The sequence below is a fragment of the Streptomyces sp. NPDC001157 genome (assembly GCF_053598255.1).
The window spans coordinates 1-20,502 of record NZ_JBSFJW010000048.1 but is presented as its reverse complement, the minus strand read 5'-3'; the positions used below and the strand labels follow the sequence as shown (position 1 = coordinate 20,502).

Genomic DNA, 20,502 nt, shown 5'->3' with positions numbered 1-20,502 from the left:
TGATCACTGACAAACGGCTGCTTTCAGCGGCCTCCGCCTGCACATACGCGAAGACCCGCACTCAGCTAGCGCGCTGATGGCGGGGTCTTTAGGCACTTCATGCGAAGTGCTCCCGGCAGGATTCGAACCTGCGCACACGGCTCCGGAGGGCCTTTCGGTCCTGCGAAACGTTGCTGGTCAGAGGGACGTCTGCGCCGGGCCGAGCCGGGCATGTCCACAGATGGTCCACGGCGTGCTGGCGGGGCGGAGCAGTGCCAGTTCTCACGAACCTTGCAGGCTGAGGCGCGTGCGTTGGAGCCCTGGGGTGCGCGACGTTATGCCTCGTCGCCCATCGGGGCAACGCCACTGACAGTCTTGAGCGCCGCAGACAACCGTCTTGACCCTGGCGGGTCGGATGTGTTTGTTCCTCGGCTCGGAACAGTCGCGGAGGACTACGATCTTCCTGCGCGGCGTGGGAGACGACTTGGGGGGTGGTGAGGCTTGGACTCGCTCGATCTGCGAAAGCTGTCTGACCTAGACTTCGAGAGTCTATGCAAAGACATGTTTGAACGCATACTTGGTGTAAGGCTTGAGATTTTTTCAAGCGGGCCGGATGGTGGAATAGATCTACGGTACGTTGGGCCCAACCAGAAGATAGTCATCCAATGTAAGCATTGGATGAAAAGTGGGCGCGCCAAACTTATTGGGCACTTGCTGGAAAGCGAACTCCCTAAGTTGGATCGAATTCGGCCAACGCCGATGCGCTACATTTTGGCCACCTCGGTCGAGATGACACCGTACGCCAAAGAGAAGGTTCTCGACGGGTTTCGGCCGTACATTCAAAGCACCGGAGATATCTATGGAATCTCCGAGATCACGTCGTTCTTGCAAAACAATCCCGAAGTCGTTCGCAAGAATATGAGGCTATGGCTTAACGACGCCACGATCCTTGAGGCAATGATCTCAAAGAATGTGATTCAGAGGTCACTTCATCTCGCTGATGATATCAAGGAAACGCTGCGCACGTATGTACCGAGTGCCAATTTGCGTAAAGCAATGAACCTCGTGGAAAAGAATCATGTGGTCTTAGTATCGGGGCCGCCAGGTGTCGGTAAGACGACACTGGCGCAGGTGATCTGTGCGCATTATGCGGATCGTGGATTTGATATTGTTGAGGTATCTGAAAACGTAGAAGATGTATACCGGGTCTGGCATGACGGAGAGCCGCAGGTGTTCATCTACGACGACTTCCTTGGTCAGACCTCGCTAGATGACAAGTTGCATAAGAATGAAGACAGTAGACTCCTGTCCTTGATTCGTCGAATCCGCAAGGATTCTACGAAGAGATTTATCTGCACGACTCGGGAATACGTTCTTCAGCAGGCGCGGCAAAGGTATGAGCGCATGGATCGAGGGGACCTTGATCCGCTCACGTTCACCCTCGATCTAGAGGTTCTTGGACGGGAAGAAAAAGCGCAGATACTCTACAATCATGTCTACTGGTCGGAGTGGCCGACCTTTGCAAAGAGGGATTTTTCGCGGCCGGACGTGTATCGCCCGATCATTAGGCACAGAAGCTTTAATCCCAGGGCTATCTCTGACCTCCTGTCCATGCCCTTCGATGCCGATCTGGGCGAACCTGGGGCTCAAGTTGAAGCAGCCCTAAATGACCCCATGGGATTGTGGAGGCATATTTTTGACCACCAGCTGAAAGAGAGTGACCGAGACGTCCTCTACGCCCTCTTCACCCTGGGTGGAAAGGCAACCTATTCAGCTCTGGGGGACGCGTATCTAGCGCTCTCGAATCGAGGCTTGTCGCAATTTAAGTCCAGTTTGAGAGTTCTTGACGGGACGCTCGTTCGCCTGTTTGACGATTACTCCAAGAGTTACGTTGAATTTAGTAACCCTTCCGTAAATGACTTCATGTTGATGAAGTTTTCTGAGGAGCGCGACCTGATCCTTAGAGTGTTGAAAAATCCATACTCTTTTGATCAGTTGGCACTTCTTTGGTCTTACCACGATGCGCCAGTCGATTCGGGCGTCCCGGCTCGCTTGAACCTTTCGCCGTTTCAGGCAGAAATCGAAAAGGCGGCGTTGGTCACGTTGGAACGTGATGGGACGGCTACTCCCTCCAAGGCTGGGAGGGTTGCGGTTTGCCTGGCTCTCGCCGGTTCAATGCACGTTCCGCAAGTTGAGGATTGGGCAGTGCAGAGACTGAACCTGCCGGGGTTCGTCTATGGGGCTACAACCGGTGACATAATTGCGCTGATCCGAGCCACGCATGGATCTGCCAATCGGAGAATTAAGAAGCTTCACGAGTCGGTGCGGCTGGAAGGCCTCACTTCGTTGTTTAATAGGGATCGCGGTGACTCCGGTCTCTTTGTGGCGGCTAGTCACGCCATGGACCTAGCTGAATTCGTCGAAGATCAGATTCGGGTAGACCTATGCCGGCAGGCTGATGAAATGTTTGATGACCTGCTAAGTCGATACTCTCGCGACCCTGACGACGCGGACCCAGATTTGATCGACCACGGGATTCAGTACATTCTGCGACATGGCGACCTCTGGGAGCATAGGTGGCCGAACGCGGCAACTATGATGGAGGATTGGAACCCGGAAGAGATGCAGGATTTCGAGGGTAGCGACGAAGAATCTGATTTTGATCCGGAGTATGTCGATGGTGAGATCTATTTGACCATGCACTCCTTGAGTTTTCTGGAGTAGCAGGTTGAGGATCTGGTTAACAACAGGTCGGCAGAGCCTCAATCGGTGTGATCAGAGGCCGGCGACCGGGATCAGCGCCTCACGGGGGCCAGCTTTTCGGGAGCACCGTATACCCTGCGGGGCTCTGCGCCTCGATGCGAACTACGGGCGCGGCGGTCGCTGAGGTTATCCATGCTGGCCATGGGGATGCTGACGGTTTCCATCGGTCGCCGGCGGACGTTGCGGTTGCTGTACTTCTCTGCTGTACAGCACAGTGCCCCGGGCTTAGGCATGGCTGTACCAGTGTCGCAGATCGAATCGGGTGACCTGGGGCAGCCGGTTGGGACACCCGTCACTGGTGGTCGTCATTTGTCGTCGCCGGTCCCCCCTGGACGGCCCAGGGACGGCCCAGCTAATGAGGCGTCTTGCCTGCTCACTGTGGCCCCGAGCCTACGGTAGGGAGCATGCAACGGCACCGCGACCAAGGAAAGGCAGCAACTGGCTCTTGCCGATTGGTGGCCGACCTCAGCGGCGCCATCAAGGACCGCTGTCTTCGCGGTCACCTTCGACGAGGCTGCCAGTAAGGATCTGAACCCACTTCGCTGCCCCGACCGAACTGTTTTGTTCTACGCACAGCCAAAGAGTGCACAATGGGCGGAAAAAAACCTCTTCTCTATTCCGTTCCGGGAAACTGAGCACTAGAGCGTGCACGTCTCCTTTGTTTCCCTTCTTCGGAAGGCCCAGGGGAACCCCGGTAGTGGCGTCGACTTCCCGTGGGCTTACGGAGACCGTCTCTACTGGTGGCGTACGGGCGTCGAAGTGGGGATCAAGGCTGACCTGTGCCCGCCCGGAGGAAAACAGTCCACCGGGGCCGAAACTAGACTGGCCGAATACACCAGCCCCTCCGAGGCTGATCCCCTGGACACCGAACGCGCCCGTATTCTTTGGGTCAGTGTCCGTAATTTCGCCTTTGACACCAGTGAAAATACTTTTACCGTGGACGCCAACGCTTTCACCTTGGCCGGATACGCCAGTTTCCCCACCGGTGCCCAGGATGGCCGTTCTCCCCTGTCCGACGACTCCGGGTGAGTTCGCGTCATTTACATCCCCCATCCCCAAAACGCCAGCCATGGCTGCCTTCTCGGCACTCTTGTCACGGGTCCTTGTCGCCACCCAACCGACGACGCCAGTAACACCCATTCCGCTCACTCCGACTGCGTTGTTGGCCGCCGCAGCACCAATCCCATCGATGTCTCCGCTGGGCGATGAGCTGTCCGTGCCCGGGACCACCTCAAAGATCACATTTCCTGAGAAACCGTTCACGCCACGCAGGACTGTCGGTTTCGTACCATGATTGTCAGGTGCGCCGATCTCAATGTCGCTAGCCATGTGCCACTCCTCGGAAGTGCAGCGACCAGCGGCCTGGTCACTCATCATCAGGCTATGAGCGCCGTTCACCCTCGGATACCGCAGCTACTCCATCAGGTTGAGCCGTCCCAATCTGAAGGGCTCGTGGCGGCAATGATCCTGGAGGGGCCGCGCGCGAGGTCTGTACAGTCTTAATGGGTTGAGATTCAGGTAGGACCGACTAGATCCAGCGTGATCACTAGGCCGGTGTAGCGACTTTGGCCGGGAGCTGCTTTGGCGCGAGTGATCATGGCCCCGTAAGCTTCCGGCGCGTCGGGCAGTCTGTTGACCTGCCCGGTAAAGCACGACGTTGGGGCCATGATCTTCGAGGCTCGCGCCAAAGTGGCTGGCTAAAGTCGCGGAGCCGACCGCCCCAGCCGCAGCGGGGTTCTCCCCATTCCATGGCCGCGTCCGCCGTCCGGCCGGTGGCCTGGTGCGGGATCGGCGGGCCGTTCGAACGTCCGCGTATCTGGCAGCGTCGGACCGTATGCCGCCGCCACCATGATCCGGCCTCTTTCGGTAACACAAAGCGTCTTTTGACCTGCACCGTTGGGATCATCGTTCGCCCCCGTGCCCGTGTTGGTATTTGGCCGCTGCGTGCGGCGCCGGGCGGGCGGCGACGTGCGGCCGGTGGCGAAGACATGGAGGCGGCGCGGCGGCGACCGACCGGCGCCGCCGCGCTTGGCGCGGCCCTCGGTTTGATCCGACCTACTTCTGTAGGCAACCGGGTGGAAAGGGGTGCGTGGTGGCCCCTGAAACGCGGGCGTTGGGTCTAGCTGCTGTTGCTCTTTTCCATCTCTGAGGCCGGATCGTGGTGGCGGTGGTGTGCGGGCCGTGGGCGGCCGTTGATGCGCTTGGGCGGAGCGTCCGGCCCGAAGATCGACAAGCGCCGTCGGTCACCGGTCGAGCGAGCGCAGCGAGCCTTGAACCCGTAGAGAAAGTTGTAACGCAGTCGGTCGGGTGGGGCTTGTCTTGTCTCGGTTGATGCTTGACAGGCCGATCCCAGCTGATCGTTGACGGTGGCCGTGATCGGCTTCTCTGTGCGCGTCGTAGCGGTGCGTGTGGGGAGGCCGGGATTGGCGCTGGTGTGTTGGTTGTTGCGCATAGAAGCCAGGCGGTGCTGGTGGTACGCACGTGACGACGGTCGTCGCTCGCTTAGTCCCGGTATGCCGCCTTGGCCAGGCCGGGCTGGCCTACTGTTCGCTTCGTTCCGGACGGTGGAGTTCTTCGCGGCAATGCTTTAGCCACACCTCTGCGTCAGCTTGGAGCGCGTCGAGCTCCTGAGACCAAGTACGGCCCGCAGTTTCCAAGTCCGGTTCAGACGCGCCGTGGGTAGCAAAATCTGCCATCTCTTGATTTAGATGATCTAGGCGCGCTCGAAGCGCGTCTGCTTCGTCGAGGATTTTCTGTGACGCCTCGATGGCGAGAACTGATGAAGCATTCCCCAGCGCGATTGCTGCCTGGGTCGCTTCAAGGTCGGAGCGTTGCCAAATCTGGGCTCCCGCTGCAGTGGTGGCGGTATGACGAAGAATTAGATATAGATTCCTTCCAGCCTTGAAAAATTCGACATACGCATCTCGGCGTTGTTGCCGTGTCCATTGCTCGCGAACAGCTACTGCATGTCGTTCGCTCACCGCGCGGGTGCCTCGGTAGCCTAAAAGTGCTGAGCACAGGCCCGTAACAGCGGTAATCCCTGCGCCGACCACGACTCCCGTTAGTGCTGCACTCATTCGGGCCTCCCTTATGTTGCCAACCGCCACAGCCTTGTTGACCTCGGCCACCGAACCAGGCTAGATCCGTAAGAGATGCTGCGAAACGGGTTCTGAGTGCCGGGTCTCCGAAGTCGAACGGTTCCTCGATGTCGTGGGTATCCAGAGAGGCCTGGTAACCAATGAGTATGTAGTGAAAGTTAAGGGATTCACCCGGGTGCCCTTACGGCAGTGGCAAGCAGACTAAGGTGCCAATCCAGGCAACAACTCAGAAGCCTGCCGACACGTACGAGTGCCTGGACGAAGTGCGGCTCCGTCCAGGCTTGCGGGTCCGTCGAAGTTCCTTCTACTACTGGACACCTCCTGCTGAAGGCTCCGCACGGGGCTTGAAGTCATGCGAGCAGGCCGGGAGTTCCGCGTCCTGGCGGTGTGCTAGGGGCAGGAACAGTACGGGCCGGATCGTCCAGGTGATGCGGGTGCTGGCTTGGGTCACCGACACGGAGCAGGGTTCGAAGCGCAGGAGCGCTCGCCTTGTCCTGATGCGGCCGAAGTACAGCCAGTGCCATGCCTCGTCGGAGGCGTCCGGGTCCAGGGCCGGTGTGATGGTGCGGAGGGTGACCGCAACCCATCTGTCGGCTTGCGGTGCTGAGTAGGCGTCGAAGGATGCCCGGAGTGTCGGCTGTCCTGCGGCGTCGGTGAGGTCTTCGGTCCAGCATTCGCACCAGAAGCCGGGCAGGGGCTTGTCTATCAGCACGGGTGGCCTCCCCTGAGCGTGTCGGTGAAGAGTTCCGCGGTGATGGTGTGGCCGCCGTCGCTGTCGTGGACCACGACCCGGTGGGCGATCGTGCTGACCATGCCCAGGCCCCGGCCGTGCTCGGCCTCCTGGTCCTGGTGCTCGATCTTCGGGACCGTGCCGGTGCCTCCGTCGTCGGTGACGGACAGGGCGATGATCTGCGGGGACACCGCGAGGGCCAGGTGGAAGCTGCCGGAGTCCTGGCCGCTGGCGGTGTGGAGGATCGCGTTCGCGCTCAGCTCGCTCACGATCAGTTCCGCGTCCTCAGCTAAGGGCGAGCCGCGCAGGATGTCGCGGGTCCAGCGGCGGGCCCGGCTGACCTCTTCCGGGGATCCTGGGCAAGTGAGCCCCCAAACCCGGGGCTTACTCGTATACTCGTGCATACAAGTTCCTTCGTGCTGGTAGGCCGCCATGTGCAGCGGGTTCGGGCTAGACGAGTTTCACGCCATCGTGGGCGCGGATGGCCGGCGGGGACGTCGCGTCGAGTGCGTCCAGGACGCGGATCGCGTACGCCTCGTCGGCGAGTTCGGAGACTTCTTCACGGGTGGCCCAGCGCAGGGCGCGGGTTTCGTCGCCGGTGGTGGGTGTGCCGTCGGCGGCCTGGCAGCGGAAGACCAGCGAGACGATCAGGCCAGTCATGTTCTTGTAGACGCCGGTCAGGGTTGCCGGGAGGGCGATCTTGATGCCGGTTTCTTCGAGGACTTCGCGCTGCAGGGCCTCGGGGATGGTTTCCTCGCGTTCGAGGACGCCGCCCGGGGGTTCCCACTTGGCGTTGTCGCGGCGCTGGATCAGGAGGGCGCGGCCTTGGGCGTCGACGATGACTCCGGCGACGCTCACGGAGTGCGGACGGTCGGTGCTCACGTTCCTCGGCCCTCTCGGCTGGCTAGGCTCTCCACCGTAGCAACAAGACTCGCCCACACGTCTAGATACCTAAAGGAGTACGCGCGTGAGCCCTTCTCTTCCTTCTGGCCTCCTCGGCGACCTGGACCCCACGAGTGATCGTGCGGTCTTTAGGCAGATCGCCGACCAGCTGCGCGAGGCCATCGACCGCGGGCGATTCCACGAGGGCGACAAGCTGCCCTCTGAAGCCGACCTTGTCGAGCATTACGGGGTATCCCGTATGACGGTTCGAAACTCCTTCTCCATCCTTCAGGGGGAAGGGCTCGTGCATGCCGAGCACGGCAAGGGTGTCTTCGTCCGGCCCCGGCCGCCCGTGCGGCGTCTCGCTTCGGACCGGTTCGCGCGGCGGCACCGCGAGCAGGGCAAGTCCGCCTTCATCGTCGAGGCCGATGCCGCCGGCAGTCACCCGCAGGTCGACTCGCTGGAGGTCAAGGAGGAGAAGGCCAGTCCGGACGTCTCCGCGCGGCTGGGGTCCGTGCGTCGGGTGCTGGCCCGTCGGCGGCGGTATCTGCTGGACGGGCGGCCGGTCGAGTTCGCCACGTCCTTCCTGCCGCTCGACATTGCGCGTGGTACGCAGATCGCCGAGCCGAACCCCGGGCCCGGTGGCATCTACGCCCGGCTCGAAGAGCTGGGTCACCGCCTCGACCACTTCGAGGAGGAGATCCGGGCCCGGATGCCCTCGCCTGCCGAGGTGAAGACGCTCCGGCTGGCCTCCGGGGTGCCGGTCATTCACCTGGTCCGGACCGCCTTCGACACCGAAGGGCGGGCCGTCGAGGTGTGCGACACGGTCATGGCGGCTGACGCGTACGTGCTGTCGTACCAGCTCCCGGCGACCTGATCGCATGAGCGGCGTCGCGGTACTAGGCGGTCGGATCGTCCTTGTCGGGGCCTGGCGCGAACCAGTGGCCGATGTTGGTCCAGGTGAAGGCCTCTCGCCAGGCGGGCTTGTCGGCCACCCAGCCGAGGAGTGCTTGCAGGACCTTCTCCTGCGATTCCGTCTGTGTCTGGTAGTGCTCCGCGGGAACGCCGTCGCGGTACTCCAGCTGGTACGTGTTCTCGTCGCGGAACCAGACCTGGACGTACCAGTTGCCTTCTCGGTCCTCGTCCTGCCGCTCAAGGATCAGGTGATCGCCCTGATCCAGGTCGGTGAGCATTGCTCCTATCGCCTGCGTCGAAGGGTCCTTCACCGTGTGGCCCCGGCCGTTGGTCGCAATCAGCATGGGCAGAGCATGGCGGAAGGGTCTGACACTCGGGTGCGCGAGAGGCATCCCGAACTCGTACGCCCCAACAGGCATACTCGTATAGACGAGTGGGCAAGTTGTGTGGCAAGGTGGTCCACACGTTCCCGGCATCGGGTTCGCAGGCTGCTACATGTATAGACGAGTAGATAGGGGAAGTCCCTTGCGTACCATCCGTGTTGAGACCTCGGCCGCGACGATCCTGCTGACTGAGGCTCCCGAGCCGAAGGTCCGTGACCGTCAGACGGGCGAGATCGCGAAGGACGCCGTCAGCGGTGAGGCGCTGATGACGATCGGCGTCGTCCACATCGAGGAGGGCGAGTCGTCGCTGATCAAGGTCACCGTTCCCGAGAGCGGTGTGTCCGAGGGGCTGGCGCTGGGTGCGCCGGTCTCGCTGCCGGGGCTGGTCGCCCGGCCGTGGGAGTCCGTGTTCAACGGGCAGAAGCGGCACGGCATCGCCTTCCGCGCCGCCGCCGTCACCCCGGCCGTCTTCCCGGTCGCCGCTCAGGCTGACACCGAGGCCGCCGCCTGATGTCCGACCTGACGACGCTTCTGGAGGTGGGTGGTCCCCTCGCCGCGCTCGGCGGCGGGGCCGCCTACGCCCGGGCCAAGCGCCCGGGCGTGTACTGGTCCACCATCGGCCTGCCGATATCCACTGCCCGGCTGCTCGGCTCGTACGGCTCGGTCATGGAGGCGTGCGGGCTGACCGTGGCGCCGTCGCGGCTGCGGGTTCTCGCGGTCAAGGCCACCACCAACCGAGAGGTCCGGCCCGTCCCTCCGCGTCGGGGCGTCATCCGACCCACCTCAACCGGGCTGCGTATTCGGCTCCGGCTCGCCCCGGGGCAGGAACCGGCCGACATCGCCGCCTCGGCCGAACGGCTCCGGCACGCCTGGGGCGTTCACGCCGTGTACGTCACCAGCGTCAAGCCCGGTGTCGTCGAACTGCGGCTCGTCGGATACGACGTCCTGCGGAAGGTCCGGATGCCGCGCAAGGTCGCGGACGGCTTCCTCAAAGTCCCGGTCGCGCTGCGGGAGGACGCCACGCCCTTCGTGCGCGACTACCGCACCATCCCGCACCAACTCACCCTCGGCGCAACGCTGTCCGGCAAGTCCATGTACCTGCGCCACCTGATCACCGGACTCGCCCGGCAGCCGGTCGCCCTGGTCGGGATCGACTGCAAGCGGGGCGTGGAGCTGGCCCCGTTCGCGGCCCGGCTCTCCGCCCTCGCCACCGACCCGGAGCAGGCGGCCGAGTTGCTGCCCGTGCTCGTCAAGGAAATGGAGGACCGCTACGACCTGATCAAGGCCCGGCAGGGCATCGCCCCGGACACCCCGGACGAGGAGATCACCTCCGACATCTGGGGACTGCCCGAGCACCAACGACCCACGCCGATCGTGCTGTTCGTCGACGAGGTGGCCGAACTCTTCCTCGTCGCCACCCGCAAGGACGAGGAACGGCGGGACGAGATGGTCACCCAGCTCATCCGGCTCGCCCAGCTCGGCCGCGCCGCCGGTATCTACCTGGAAGTCTGCGGCCAGCGCTTCGGCGCGGAACTCGGCAAGGGCGCCACCATGCTCCGGGCCCAGCTCACGGGCCGTGTCTGCCACCGTGTCAACGACGAAGCCTCCGCCAAGATGGCGCTCGGCGACATCGCCCCCGAAGCCGTCATGGCCGCCTGCGGCATCGCTCCCGAACGGCCCGGACTGGCCGTGGCCGGGGACACCTCCGGCGGCTGGTCCCGCATCCGCACGCCGTACCTCTCCCTCGGCGACGCCGCCGAGATCTGCCGAGAGTCGGCGCACCTGGTTCCCGACCTGGCCGCGCTCCAGTCCTTCCGGCCCGACGTACCTGTACGACCGGTCGAGGCCTCGGCCCCGGTCGTCAAGCCGCGCCCGGTAACCGACTGATCCATTCCCGTCCCGGTCGGCGTGATCGCCTCACGCCATGTCCCTACCCCTCCCATGCCTGAACTCGGAAGGAGCCGCTCATGCGTGCCCAACTGGCCCGCGTCGACGCGGTACTCATCCAAGCGGTCATCGCCGCCGCGCTGTCCTTCGCCCACCTGCACGACATCGCGGCGGCGGCCGGACAGGACGGATGGAAAGCGTGGGCCTACCCGATCAGCGTCGACCTGCTCCTCGTCGCGGCCTGGCGCCGACTGCGCTCCGGGGACGCGAAAGGGTCCGGCTGGTGCTGGTTCGTCATCGCCCTGACCGCGTCCCTCGGCGCCAATGTCGCCACCGCCGGACTCCTCGACATGACTCACGTGCCGGCCTGGCTGTGCATCCTCGTCGCGGGCTGGCCCGCCGTCGCCTTCCTCGGTGGAACCCTCCTCGCCCACACCACCCCCACCACACCGGACAACGACGTCGAGGTCATCGAGGACCAGGAGGAGACGCCCGCACTCATCCCCGAGCCACCTGCCCAACCGGCCATCAAGGCAACGCCCGAGCGACCCGCCGTGTCAGTTCCAGCCGCCCTGGTCGACCACGCCCGCAAGGTCGCCGCCGATCACCACACCCGCACCGGCACCCCGATCGACACCCCCACCCTCCGCGCCCGCCTCGGCGTTCCCGCGCCCATGGCCGAAGCCATCGCCGCCCAGCTCTGAAGGGAGAGCCCTACATGACCGCCAACCGTCGCTTCCGCAACGTCACCCGCATCGGCCCCGTCCAGGTCGCCACCGCCTACGACGGCCGGGGCCGCGAGAAGCACACCGCCGCCTGCACCGCCCCGCGCTGCGGCTTCTCCGCCGACTACGACAGCCGCGCCGCCGCCGAACTGGCCGCACGCACCCACCGCTGCCCCGTCCGCTGAAAGGACCCGGAAGACCGTGACCGTCAGCCTCCCGCTCGTGTTCGTCCTCGGCTTCTTCGCCTGGGGTGCGGTCAAGTTCCTCGGCGTCCGTACCTGGGTCGTCGTCCTGATTGCCCTCTTCGGCTTCTGGCTCTCCCACACCTTCATGGCGCCCGCCATCGAGTCCGGCACGCGATCCGGCGTGGACGTCATAAACGGCACACATGACTAGACGAGTAGATGAGAAGGGGCGCCGTGTTCCTGCCCAAGTACCCCGACAACCCGACCCCGCCGCCCGCGCACACCCACACCCCGACCGACCCGGCGCCCATAGCGCGCCCGCTCCCGTCGGTCTCGATCGACAAGAACACCGTCGCGGTCGTGCTCGTCGGTGGAGTCGTCCTCACCGCGCTCCTAGCCGCCGTCGCCGTCACGGCCATCTCCGTCGCCGTCGCGGCCATCGTCCTGCGCTCGATGCTGCGCGACCACAACCGGCGCTGAACCCGCCCGGCCGCCGGGGCGGCGGCACACGACCAAGCATTTCGCCGCCCCGGCGCCTATCCCTCCCGACCGAGCCAGCCAGAAGGAGAACCGCCATCTTCACCCGCACCACTCCGGCCCCACTTCCGGAAGTCGCGAACCTGGCCGCACAGGGCACGCTCCCGGGTATCCTCCGCCAGCTCTCCACCCTCGGCGGCTGCACCCACCCGATCCGCCTCGACGGCCACCGCACCGAGTACGACGTCGACACCACGACCGGTGAGGTCGGCGTCGTCCTCCACCATCTCGACTCGACCGAGCTCCCGGCCGGCCAACTCCTCGTCCGCTGCAACAACCGCCGCACCACCCGCTGCCCGGCCTGTGCAGAGGTCTACCGTCGCGACACCTTCCACCTGATCACCTCGGGCTTGCGCGGCGGCAAGGGCCTCCCGGAACACGTCGCCGCCCACCCCCGTGTTTTCGCCACGTTCACCGCCCCGAGCTTCGGACCGGTCCACAACCGTCCTTCCAGCGGGCGCACGTGCCGTTGCGGTATCCACCACGACCAGGACGACGAAGCACTCGGCACCCCGCTCGACCCGGACACCTACGACTACGAAGCGGCCGTGCTCTGGAACGCCCATGCGGGCGCCCTCTGGCGACGCTTCTCGACCTACCTGCGCCGAGAGGTCGCCAAGCGCGCAGGGCTCTCGCAGCGCCGTTTCCGTGACCACGCACGCGTGTCGTTCGCCAAGGTCGCCGAGTACCAGAAGCGCGGCGCCGTCCACTTCCACGCGGTCATCCGCATCGACGGCCCCACCGGCGGTGACACCCCGCCTCCGCCCTGGGCGACCGCCGCACTGCTGACCGAGGCCATACGAGCCGCTGCACGCAAGGTCCGCGTGGACGGCCCGGTCATCGACGACCGTACGCACTCCTTCGTCTTCGGCCGCCAACTCGACATCCGCACTATCCGATCCGCCGACTTCAACGACGGCCAGGAGCTGACCGAGCGCGCGGTCGCCGCGTACATCGCCAAGTACGCCACCAAGGGCGCCGAAACGGCCACGGGAGCTCTCGACCGCCCCCTGAAGTTCGCCGCCGAGCTCGCCCAACTCGACATCAGCGACCACGCCCGTCGCCTGATCCGAACGGCCTGGGACCTCGGAGCACGCAAGAGCCTCGAACACCTCCGCCTGCGCGCCTGGGCCCACATGCTCGGCTTCCGCGGCCACTTCTCCACCAAGTCCCGCCGCTACTCCACCACCCTCGGCGCTCTCCGCGATGCCCGCGCCGAATGGCGCCGAGCGCAAGCAGCCGCCGCACATCCCGAGCGCGGCAGCGACACGACGTACGTCCTCGCGCACTGGGTCTTCGCCGGAACGGGTCTGTCCTCCGCCGAAGCCTGGCTTGCCGCATCCCTCGAACCCGCCCCCGGAACGGAAGGAGAGCCCACCGCATGAAGGACCGGTACCTGTCCGTCGACCAGGTCGCCGAGCTGCTCGGTACGACCACCCGATTCCCCCGGCGGCTGATCGAGGAACGGCGCATCCGGTACGTGAAGGTCGGCCGGCATGTCCGTATCCCCGAGAGCGCGGTCGAGGACTTCATCAGCTCCCGCACTGTCGAGCCGCTGAGGCGGCCTCGCCCGAGCTACAGGCGGGCCGCCTGATGGCCAACAGCAAGGGCAGGCGTCGCCGCTTCGGCGCGATCAGACGACTCCCGTCCGGCCGCTATCAGGCGCGCTATCCGGGCCCGGATGGCGTGATGCGCCCTGCACCGGAAACCTTCGCCACAACAGCGGACGCCGACGACTGGCTCGCCGAGAAGCAGACCGAGATCAGGCGCGGTGAGTGGCGCGACCCCGACGCAGGCTCGGTCAACTTCCGTGTCTACGCGGAGAAATGGGTCGAGGAACGAGACCTGGAGGTTCTGAGCGAGGACCTGTATCACTACCTCCTCGACAAGCACATCCTCCCGACCTTCGGCGAATCAGACCTGGACGAGATCACCGCGCCCGCAGTCCGCGAGTGGCGCGCCGAGCGGCTCCGCACCACAGGCGCCAAGACCGCCACCGCCAAGGCGTACCGCCTGCTGAAAAGCATCATGGAAACCGCCGTCGACGACGACCTGATCAAGCGCAACCCGTGCCGGATCAAGGGCGCCGGAAAGGAGAAGGCAGCCGAGCGGCGCATCGCCACCGTGGTCCAGGTCGACGGTCTTGCCGACAACATCGGCCCCCGCTGGCGCCTCATGATCTATCTGGGTGCCTACGGCCCTCTCCGCCCCGAAGAGCTGGCGGGCCTGCGTCGCCGGGACATCGACGTCCAAGCGCTGAAGATCACGGTGAGGTGCGCCGAGCCGGAGCGGACGAACGGTCGCCGCGCCCCCGGCGACACCAAGTCCGAGGCGGGCACCCGCACCGTGTACCTGCCCGAATTCCTCCGCTCGGAGCTCCGTGTCCATATGGAGCTGTACGCGGGCAAGGGGCCTGATGGTCTCGTCTTCCTCGGCGAGAAGGGCGCCCCCTTCCGCCGCAGCACCTTCGGCCGGAAGTGGCGCAAGGCCCGAACCGTCGTCGGCATGCCCGAGGGCTTCCGGTTCTACGACCTTCGCCACACCGGGCACACGCTCTCGACGCGCTCGGGCGCCACCCTCAAGGACACGATGGTCCGCGCCGGCCAGTCCTCCGAGAAAGCGGCGCTGATCTATCAGCACTCCGATGACGACCGACAGCAGGAAGTTGCAGCCGGTCTCGACGCGACCGTACGTAAGGCACGCCAGGAAGCTGCTGCCGTGCCAGAACCGTAGATCCCCGACCCCGACGATCAACCATCTGGCACGAATCTGGCACGCGACCACTGATCACAGCGGACAGCAAAAAGGCCCGGGTCTCTGACCTGGGCCTTAATCATGGAGCGGGTGACGAGAATCGAACTCGCGCTCTCAGCTTGGGAAGCTGATGTTCTACCATTAAACTACACCCGCGTAAGACGCCGACCCGAGTCGGTGCCCGAACGCATCGTCACCTTACCTCATCCCCGGCCCCCGGCGCTGAAGCCATGGGGCCCGCGTGCGTTTCAGGAGGCGATCAGGCTGCGGGGGGCCGGAGTTGGGGCGTACGGTGGAGGGGTGGGTGAGGGTCCGGGGGAGGCTCGGAGAGCCCCTTGGAGAGTCGTTCCTTTGATCCCGTAATGTGGCATTTGTCGTCAGGTGAGCAGTAGCCAGACGCGGCTCTTGGGGAAGGGACTCTTGGACTTGATGGAGCGCACCGTCGTCCGTTGTGCCGATGGGCACGTGTTCAGCACCGCTTCGTTCCCGATGCAGCAGGCCGAGCGGCTCGGACCCGGCCGGCTCGTCCGGTGTCCACGGTGTGCCCGGCTCCGCAGTGTGGTGCCGGTCAGCCTTGAGAAGCATTAGGGGCAGAGCAGGGACAGGGCAGTAGCGGGCGCGTGGGGTGGCTGGATTGTGGCCGGTCCGCGCGCCTTGCGTATCCTCAGGACGTGCTTCTCTCAGACAAGGACATCCGGGCCGAGATCGACGCCGGGCGGGTGGTGATCGATCCCTACGACAAATCCATGGTGCAGCCCTCGAGTGTCGACGTGCGGCTGGACCGGTTCTTCCGGGTGTTCGAGAACCACCGCTACCCGCACATCGATCCCTCCGTCGAGCAGGCCGATCTGACGCGGCTCGTGGAGCCGGAGGGCGACGAGCCGTTCATTCTGCATCCGGGCGAATTCGTCCTCGCCAGTACGTACGAGGTCATCACGCTTCCCGACGATCTTGCCTCGCGGCTCGAAGGGAAGAGTTCGCTCGGGCGGCTCGGGCTTGTCACTCACTCCACCGCCGGGTTCATCGACCCCGGCTTCTCCGGCCATGTGACGCTGGAGCTCTCCAACCTGGCCACCCTGCCCATCAAGCTGTGGCCGGGCATGAAGATCGGGCAGCTGTGCATGTTCCGGCTGAGCTCGCCGGCCGAGTTCCCGTACGGGAGCGAGCGGTACGGCTCCCGGTACCAGGGGCAGCGCGGGCCCACCGCCTCCCGGTCCTACCTCAACTTCCATCGGACCCAGGTGTGAGCGGAGCGAGCGAGGCGGGTGCGGTGAGCGCTGTGCGGGAGAACCTGACCTACGAGGCCTTCGGGCGCGCCGTGCGCGAGCTCGCGCAGGCCATCGCCGACGACGGGTACGAGCCGGACATCGTGCTCACCATCGCGCGCGGGGGTGTGTTCGTCGCGGGCGGGCTTGCCTACGCCCTCGACTGCAAGAACATCCATCTGGTGAACGTCGAGTTCTATACGGGTGTGGGGACCACCCTCGAGATGCCCGTCATGCTCGCTCCCGTCCCCAACGCCATCGACTTCTCCGACAAGAAGGTGCTCATCACCGACGACGTCGCCGACACGGGCAAGACGCTGAAGCTCGTGCGCGACTTCTGTCTCGACACCGTCGCCGAGGTCCGGTCCGCTGTCGTCTACGAGAAGTCGCAGTCGCTGGTGAAGTGCGAGTACGTGTGGAAGCGGACCGATGACTGGATCAACTTCCCGTGGAGCGTGCTTCCGCCCGTGATCAAGCGTTCCGGGCAGGTTCTCGACGCCTGACCCGGACGGTCTCTTCCCCCGTCGGATTAGGGCAGTTGGCACTAACCTGGTTCTCACCGAGCGGCCGGGCCGCTCGGCACCATGGGTGAGCGGGGTGCGCGGGGGGACCGTGGGAACGTACGGGGATTCGTCCAGTTCCGGTGTGTGGCTCAGCAGGGGGCTGGGGCAGCCGTCGTTCAAGGATCTGGGTCGGTATGTCGCCTGGTCGCCGGACGGACGTCTGCTCGCCGTGCCGGCCGACCTGGGGCAAGTCGACATCGTGGACGCCGAGAGCGGTACGGAGGTCGCGGTCCTGCAGGCGGAAGGGGCCCGGAGCCGCGTGAACCAGGTGTCCTGGTCGCCGGACGGCTCGCGGCTCGTGGGTGCCTGTGGGTACGACGGCGTTCGCGTATGGGATCTCGACACACCCGACCGAAGCCTGCATCTGACGGCGCACAACGGCTGGGTCGGCCAGGTCGCATGGTCGCATTCCGCGGACCTGCTCGCGTCCGGTGCGCAGGACGGTACGGCCAGGATCTGGGACGCCCGTGGCAAGCAGCCGCTGTACACCATCGAGGATCACCTCGGGCACTACGTGAACGGCCTCGCGTGGTCGCCGGACGACGAGATGCTCGTCACGTGCTCGTCCGACGAAACCGTCAGGGTGTGGGACCTGACCTCCGGCCCGAGGCTGCACCGCCGCCGGGACTATCCGGATCAGATCGTGCAGTTCGTCGCCTGGTCCGGGGACGGCAGGATGCTGGTGGCCAGCATGGGCGGAGACGGCAGAGTCGAGTGTCTGGATCTCGGCCGCGATGCGCAGGCCTACCGGACCGGCGGGGCGACCGAGCGCGTCACGTTCCTCGAGGGGCACACGGACGTCGTCCGGGAACTGGGGTTTTCAGCCGACGGGCGACTTCTGGGCACCGCCTCGGCGGACCGTACGATCCGCCTCTGGCGCACGGACGACTGGTCGACGGTCGCGGTGGTGGACCTCCCGCGGGGCGATGACGATGACCGCGGCGTCGGCCCCGGCTTCGAGTACGCAGGCGGTTCCGAGACGTACTGGCGCACCGCCCCCGCCTTGGCCTTCCACCCCACCCTCCCCCGCTTCGCCGTCCGCACCAACCATTCCGGCCTCTCCATCTGGGACTACGACTACGACGCGCTCGTCGCGCACCAGCCGGCCGCCGAGTCCGTGCGTTACATGACGGCGAAGGTCGTCCTCGTGGGTGACTCCGGGGTGGGGAAGACCGGGCTCGGCTGGCGGCTGGCGCACGACGAGTTCCGGGAGCACTCCTCGACGCACGGCCAGCAGTTCTGGGTCGTGGACGACGTACGGACGCAGCGGGCGGACGGCACGGACTGCGAGGTCGTGCTGTGGGACCTCGCCGGCCAGCATCTCTACCGGTCCGTGCACGCGATCTTCCTCGACAACGTCGACCTGGCGCTGGTGCTCTTCGACCCGACCAACCGGCAGGAGCCGCTGAAAGGCGTGCGGTTCTGGCTGCGGCAGTTGTCCGGGAAAGGGCAGCTTCCGGCTGCCGTGCTGGTCGGGGCGCGCGTCGACCGGGGTGCGCCGGCGGTCTCGCATCAGGAGCTCGAACAGTTCTGCCAGCAGCACGAGATCAGTGGCGGGTACGTCAGTACCAGCGCGGTGAGCGGCGAGGGCCTCGACACGCTGATGGAGATGCTGCGCGGCCAGATCCAGTGGGAGCGGATGACCACCACGGTCACCACCGTCACGTTCAAGCGCATCAAGGAGTTCGTCCTCGCGCTCAAGGAACAGCCGGACCGCGGCGGGGTCCTGCTGGTACCCGCGGACCTGCGACGGCAGCTGCAGGCGACCGACTCCGACTGGCGGTTCACCGACGCCGAGATGATGACCGCCGTAGGGCATCTGGAGAACCACGGCTATGTGGCGGTGCTGCGGACCTCCTCCGGTTCGCAGGCGATTCTGCTGGCGCCCGAGCTGCTGGTCGAGCTGGCCTCGTCCGTCTTCCTCCAGGCCGACAAACACCCGCAGGAGCTGGGCGCCATCAGTGAGGCCTCGCTGCTGGGCGGGGAGCACGGGTTCCCGGAGCTCCAGGCGTTGCCGCAGGCTGAGCAGCAGGTGCTTCTCGACGCCACGGTGGTGCGCTTCCTGGAGCACAGTCTCTGCTTCCGGGACACGCTCGGCGCCGAGCTCCTGCTGATCTTTCCGGGGCTGATCAAGCAGAAGCGCCCGCTGTTCGACACCGTCGAGACGGTCGACGACGTCACCTACGTCGTCAACGGCCAGGTGGCGAACGTCTATCCCGCCCTCGTGGTGCTGCTGGGGCACACTCCGACGTTCACGCGGGTCAACTACTGGCAGAACCAGGCGCAGTTCGAGATGGGCAGCGGCCAGATCTGCGGCCTCAGGCTCCTCCAGGAGCGGGAGGGCGAGATCGAGCTCGTGCTCCACTACAGCCGGGCGGTGCCCTCCTACGGCCGGATCATGTTCCAGGGGCTGTTCGAGAGCCTGCTCTACCAGCGCGAGGTGACGGTGACCTCCTTCCCGCCCGTGGCGTGCAGCAACGGACACAAGCAGGACCGTACGGCGGTGATGGGCTCCCTGCGCGACGGGATGCGGACGATGTTCTGCTTCCGGTGCGGGGACCGCATCGCCCTGCCGGAGCTCGAGGGGCCCGTCGCGCTCGGCGCGGAGGACAACCGGCTCGTCGGCCGGGACCAGGCCGTCGCACGGCTGCGCAGCGTGTACGAGGCACACCTCGTCCGTGTGAAGAGCTTCCGTGCCGACCGTGCGGTGCCACGGGCCTACGTCAGCCATCTGCCCGAGGACGCGGCGTGGGCCACCCAGCTGGCCCGTGACCTGCGCGAGGCCGGTGTGCTGGTCGCGGACGACGTGCGCGACGTACGGGACGAGGACGTCGTGCTGGTGGTCGTGACCCTCGCCTGCGGGCCGGCCCTCGACCGGCTGCCTGCGGACGACACCGCCCTGATCCGCGCACGGCGGCAGCACCCCATAGGGCAGCGGCCCCGCCTCGTGCCGCTGTTGCGCGACGCGGCGGTCGCGGCGGCCTGCCCGGCCGAGTTCCTGGGCCTGGTGCCGGGCCGGTTCCAGGACGACACCCGATACGTCGTCGAGCTGTTCGACCTGGTGCTGACCCTGTACGCCATCCCGCTCACGCATCCGGCGTTCCACCCTTACCGGGCGGAGCTGCAACGGCAGACCCTGCGTGTCATCCGTAGTGAGGAAGCCCTGGCCGAGCACCGCGCGGACGTCTACCTGTCGTATTCCTGGAGCGAGGAGAGCAACGCACTCGCCGACGAGCTGGACGCCGCCTTCCAGGAGCGGGGCGTCACGATGGTGCGCGATCGGCGGGACGTCGCTTACAAGGCGTCCATCAGCCGGTTCATGGAGCGCCTGGGCCGGGGCAGGTGCGTGATCCTGGTGATCAGCGACGCCTACCTGAAATCGCCGAGCTGTCTCTTCGAGCTGCTGCAGGTGGCCGGGCACGGGGAATTCACCGACCGGGTGTTCCCGGTCGTGCTCCCCGATGCCCGGATCCTCCGGCCCGTGGACCGCATCCAGTACGTGCGGTACTGGGAGGAACAGATACGGGAGCTGGACGAGGCACTCAGATCCGTCTCGGCGGCCAACCTCCACGGCTTCCGGGAGGACATGGACCTCTACACGGAGATACGCGCCCAGCTCCCGCGGCTCGCCGACATCCTGCGCGACATGAACGCGCTGACCCCTGAGCTGCACCGCGCATCGGCCTTCTCCGAGCTCTTCGAGTCGGTGATGGCCCGCTTGACTTCCTGACCTGGGCGGGTCCTAGTACTGCAACGGTGCTTGTCGTGACTGTTGGCCAGTTCGCTCGTTGGTCTGGTTATGGGTGGGGGCCACGCTGGTGTCGGGTTGTGGGCGC

The 20,502-nt window shown here is 65.6% G+C and carries 20 protein-coding genes and 1 tRNA gene; 14 read left to right on the top strand and 7 right to left on the bottom strand.

Annotation, left to right across the window (positions count from 1 at the left end; genetic code table 11):
* The first annotated feature begins 480 nt into the window (after positions 1 to 480).
* Complete coding sequence (locus ACWDAG_RS43085; RefSeq protein ID WP_450701030.1) at positions 481 to 2,703, top strand: nSTAND3 domain-containing NTPase; 2,223 nt, start codon at positions 481 to 483, stop codon at positions 2,701 to 2,703.
* A 516-nt stretch (positions 2,704 to 3,219) separates the two neighbouring features.
* Here ACWDAG_RS43085 and ACWDAG_RS43080 read toward each other — a convergent pair.
* From ACWDAG_RS43080 to ACWDAG_RS43060, 5 genes are all read right to left on the bottom strand, one after another.
* Positions 3,220 to 4,071 carry a hypothetical protein gene (locus tag ACWDAG_RS43080; RefSeq protein ID WP_450701029.1) on the bottom strand — a complete coding sequence of 284 codons (852 nt, stop codon included), beginning with the start codon at positions 4,069 to 4,071 and terminating at the stop codon, positions 3,220 to 3,222.
* A gap of 1,211 nt (positions 4,072 to 5,282) precedes the next feature.
* Positions 5,283 to 5,870, bottom strand: a complete 588-nt coding sequence (locus tag ACWDAG_RS43075; protein ID WP_450701028.1) for a hypothetical protein — start codon at positions 5,868 to 5,870, stop codon at positions 5,283 to 5,285.
* Positions 5,871 to 6,147: 277 nt separating this feature from the next.
* On the bottom strand, positions 6,148 to 6,552 hold the full coding sequence (locus tag ACWDAG_RS43070; protein WP_450701027.1) for a hypothetical protein: 405 nt from the start codon (positions 6,550 to 6,552) through the stop codon (positions 6,148 to 6,150).
* A complete protein-coding gene (locus tag ACWDAG_RS43065; protein ID WP_450701026.1) occupies positions 6,546 to 6,974 on the bottom strand; it encodes an ATP-binding protein in 429 nt (142 codons plus the stop codon). Before ACWDAG_RS43065 ends, ACWDAG_RS43070 begins: the two co-directional genes overlap by 7 nt.
* Positions 6,975 to 7,020: 46 nt before the next feature.
* Entirely contained in the window at positions 7,021 to 7,428 is a 408-nt protein-coding gene (locus tag ACWDAG_RS43060) for an NUDIX hydrolase (RefSeq protein ID WP_450701066.1), read from the bottom strand.
* 109 nt (positions 7,429 to 7,537) lie between these two features.
* On the opposite strand from ACWDAG_RS43060, the gene ACWDAG_RS43055 reads away from it, so the two are divergent.
* The gene (locus tag ACWDAG_RS43055; protein WP_450701025.1) at positions 7,538 to 8,329 is read left to right on the top strand and encodes a GntR family transcriptional regulator; all 792 of its coding nucleotides are present in this window, start codon (positions 7,538 to 7,540) and stop codon (positions 8,327 to 8,329) included.
* Between the two features lie 22 nt (positions 8,330 to 8,351).
* Here ACWDAG_RS43055 and ACWDAG_RS43050 read toward each other — a convergent pair whose 3' ends face one another.
* Positions 8,352 to 8,711, bottom strand: coding sequence for a hypothetical protein (locus tag ACWDAG_RS43050; protein WP_450701024.1), 360 nt, complete (start codon positions 8,709 to 8,711; stop codon positions 8,352 to 8,354).
* Between the two features lie 181 nt (positions 8,712 to 8,892).
* Here ACWDAG_RS43050 and ACWDAG_RS43045 point away from each other — a divergent pair, with 181 nt between their 5' ends.
* From ACWDAG_RS43045 to ACWDAG_RS43005, 9 genes are all read left to right on the top strand, one after another.
* The gene (locus tag ACWDAG_RS43045; protein ID WP_115907212.1) at positions 8,893 to 9,261 is read left to right on the top strand and encodes an SCO3933 family regulatory protein; all 369 of its coding nucleotides are present in this window, start codon (positions 8,893 to 8,895) and stop codon (positions 9,259 to 9,261) included.
* Complete coding sequence (locus tag ACWDAG_RS43040) at positions 9,261 to 10,637, top strand: FtsK/SpoIIIE domain-containing protein (protein ID WP_450701023.1); 1,377 nt, start codon at positions 9,261 to 9,263, stop codon at positions 10,635 to 10,637. The genes ACWDAG_RS43045 and ACWDAG_RS43040 overlap by 1 nt, the downstream gene beginning before the upstream one ends.
* 80 nt (positions 10,638 to 10,717) lie before the next feature.
* Positions 10,718 to 11,341: a DUF2637 domain-containing protein gene (locus ACWDAG_RS43035; RefSeq protein WP_450701022.1), complete on the top strand. Its 624-nt coding sequence runs from the start codon at positions 10,718 to 10,720 to the stop codon at positions 11,339 to 11,341.
* 14 nt (positions 11,342 to 11,355) lie between these two features.
* A complete protein-coding gene (locus tag ACWDAG_RS43030) occupies positions 11,356 to 11,547 on the top strand; it encodes a mobile element transfer protein (RefSeq protein WP_356026274.1) in 192 nt (63 codons plus the stop codon).
* Between the two features lie 16 nt (positions 11,548 to 11,563).
* The gene (locus tag ACWDAG_RS43025; RefSeq protein ID WP_450701021.1) at positions 11,564 to 11,758 is read left to right on the top strand and encodes a hypothetical protein; all 195 of its coding nucleotides are present in this window, start codon (positions 11,564 to 11,566) and stop codon (positions 11,756 to 11,758) included.
* Positions 11,759 to 11,781: 23 nt separating this feature from the next.
* A complete protein-coding gene (locus ACWDAG_RS43020; RefSeq protein ID WP_450701065.1) occupies positions 11,782 to 12,027 on the top strand; it encodes a SpdD protein in 246 nt (81 codons plus the stop codon).
* Between the two features lie 140 nt (positions 12,028 to 12,167).
* Positions 12,168 to 13,469: a replication initiator gene (locus ACWDAG_RS43015; RefSeq protein WP_450701064.1), complete on the top strand. Its 1,302-nt coding sequence runs from the start codon at positions 12,168 to 12,170 to the stop codon at positions 13,467 to 13,469.
* Positions 13,466 to 13,678: an excisionase family DNA-binding protein gene (locus tag ACWDAG_RS43010; protein WP_232655610.1), complete on the top strand. Its 213-nt coding sequence runs from the start codon at positions 13,466 to 13,468 to the stop codon at positions 13,676 to 13,678. The genes ACWDAG_RS43015 and ACWDAG_RS43010 overlap by 4 nt, the downstream gene beginning before the upstream one ends.
* Positions 13,678 to 14,817 (top strand): tyrosine-type recombinase/integrase, encoded by a 1,140-nt coding sequence (locus ACWDAG_RS43005; RefSeq protein ID WP_450701020.1) that lies wholly within the window; start codon positions 13,678 to 13,680, stop codon positions 14,815 to 14,817. The genes ACWDAG_RS43010 and ACWDAG_RS43005 overlap by 1 nt, the downstream gene beginning before the upstream one ends.
* A 103-nt stretch (positions 14,818 to 14,920) precedes the next feature.
* Here ACWDAG_RS43005 and ACWDAG_RS43000 read toward each other — a convergent pair.
* Positions 14,921 to 14,994, bottom strand: a tRNA-Gly gene (locus tag ACWDAG_RS43000).
* 515 nt (positions 14,995 to 15,509) lie between these two features.
* Between ACWDAG_RS43000 and dcd the strand changes: the two genes are divergently transcribed.
* The 3 genes from dcd (at position 15,510) to ACWDAG_RS42985 (ending at position 20,396) form a co-directional block, all read left to right on the top strand.
* Positions 15,510 to 16,085 (top strand): dCTP deaminase, encoded by a 576-nt coding sequence (gene dcd, locus ACWDAG_RS42995; RefSeq protein ID WP_123966424.1) that lies wholly within the window; start codon positions 15,510 to 15,512, stop codon positions 16,083 to 16,085.
* 23 nt (positions 16,086 to 16,108) lie between these two features.
* Positions 16,109 to 16,606, top strand: coding sequence for a phosphoribosyltransferase (locus ACWDAG_RS42990; protein ID WP_450701063.1), 498 nt, complete (start codon positions 16,109 to 16,111; stop codon positions 16,604 to 16,606).
* 142 nt (positions 16,607 to 16,748) lie between these two features.
* A complete protein-coding gene (locus ACWDAG_RS42985; RefSeq protein ID WP_450701019.1) occupies positions 16,749 to 20,396 on the top strand; it encodes a WD40 domain-containing protein in 3,648 nt (1,215 codons plus the stop codon).
* The last annotated feature ends 106 nt before the right edge of the window (positions 20,397 to 20,502 follow it).

Coding starts and splice junctions, on each gene's coding strand:
- ACWDAG_RS43065 (WP_450701026.1), bottom strand. CDS start 6,974: ATGCACGAGTATACGAGTAAGCCCCGGGTTTGGGGGCTCACTTGCCCA.
- ACWDAG_RS43005 (WP_450701020.1), top strand. CDS start 13,678: ATGGCCAACAGCAAGGGCAGGCGTCGCCGCTTCGGCGCGATCAGACGA.
- ACWDAG_RS43035 (WP_450701022.1), top strand. CDS start 10,718: ATGCGTGCCCAACTGGCCCGCGTCGACGCGGTACTCATCCAAGCGGTC.
- ACWDAG_RS43040 (WP_450701023.1), top strand. CDS start 9,261: ATGTCCGACCTGACGACGCTTCTGGAGGTGGGTGGTCCCCTCGCCGCG.
- ACWDAG_RS43030 (WP_356026274.1), top strand. CDS start 11,356: ATGACCGCCAACCGTCGCTTCCGCAACGTCACCCGCATCGGCCCCGTC.
- ACWDAG_RS43010 (WP_232655610.1), top strand. CDS start 13,466: ATGAAGGACCGGTACCTGTCCGTCGACCAGGTCGCCGAGCTGCTCGGT.
- ACWDAG_RS43080 (WP_450701029.1), bottom strand. CDS start 4,071: ATGGCTAGCGACATTGAGATCGGCGCACCTGACAATCATGGTACGAAA.
- ACWDAG_RS43050 (WP_450701024.1), bottom strand. CDS start 8,711: ATGCTGATTGCGACCAACGGCCGGGGCCACACGGTGAAGGACCCTTCG.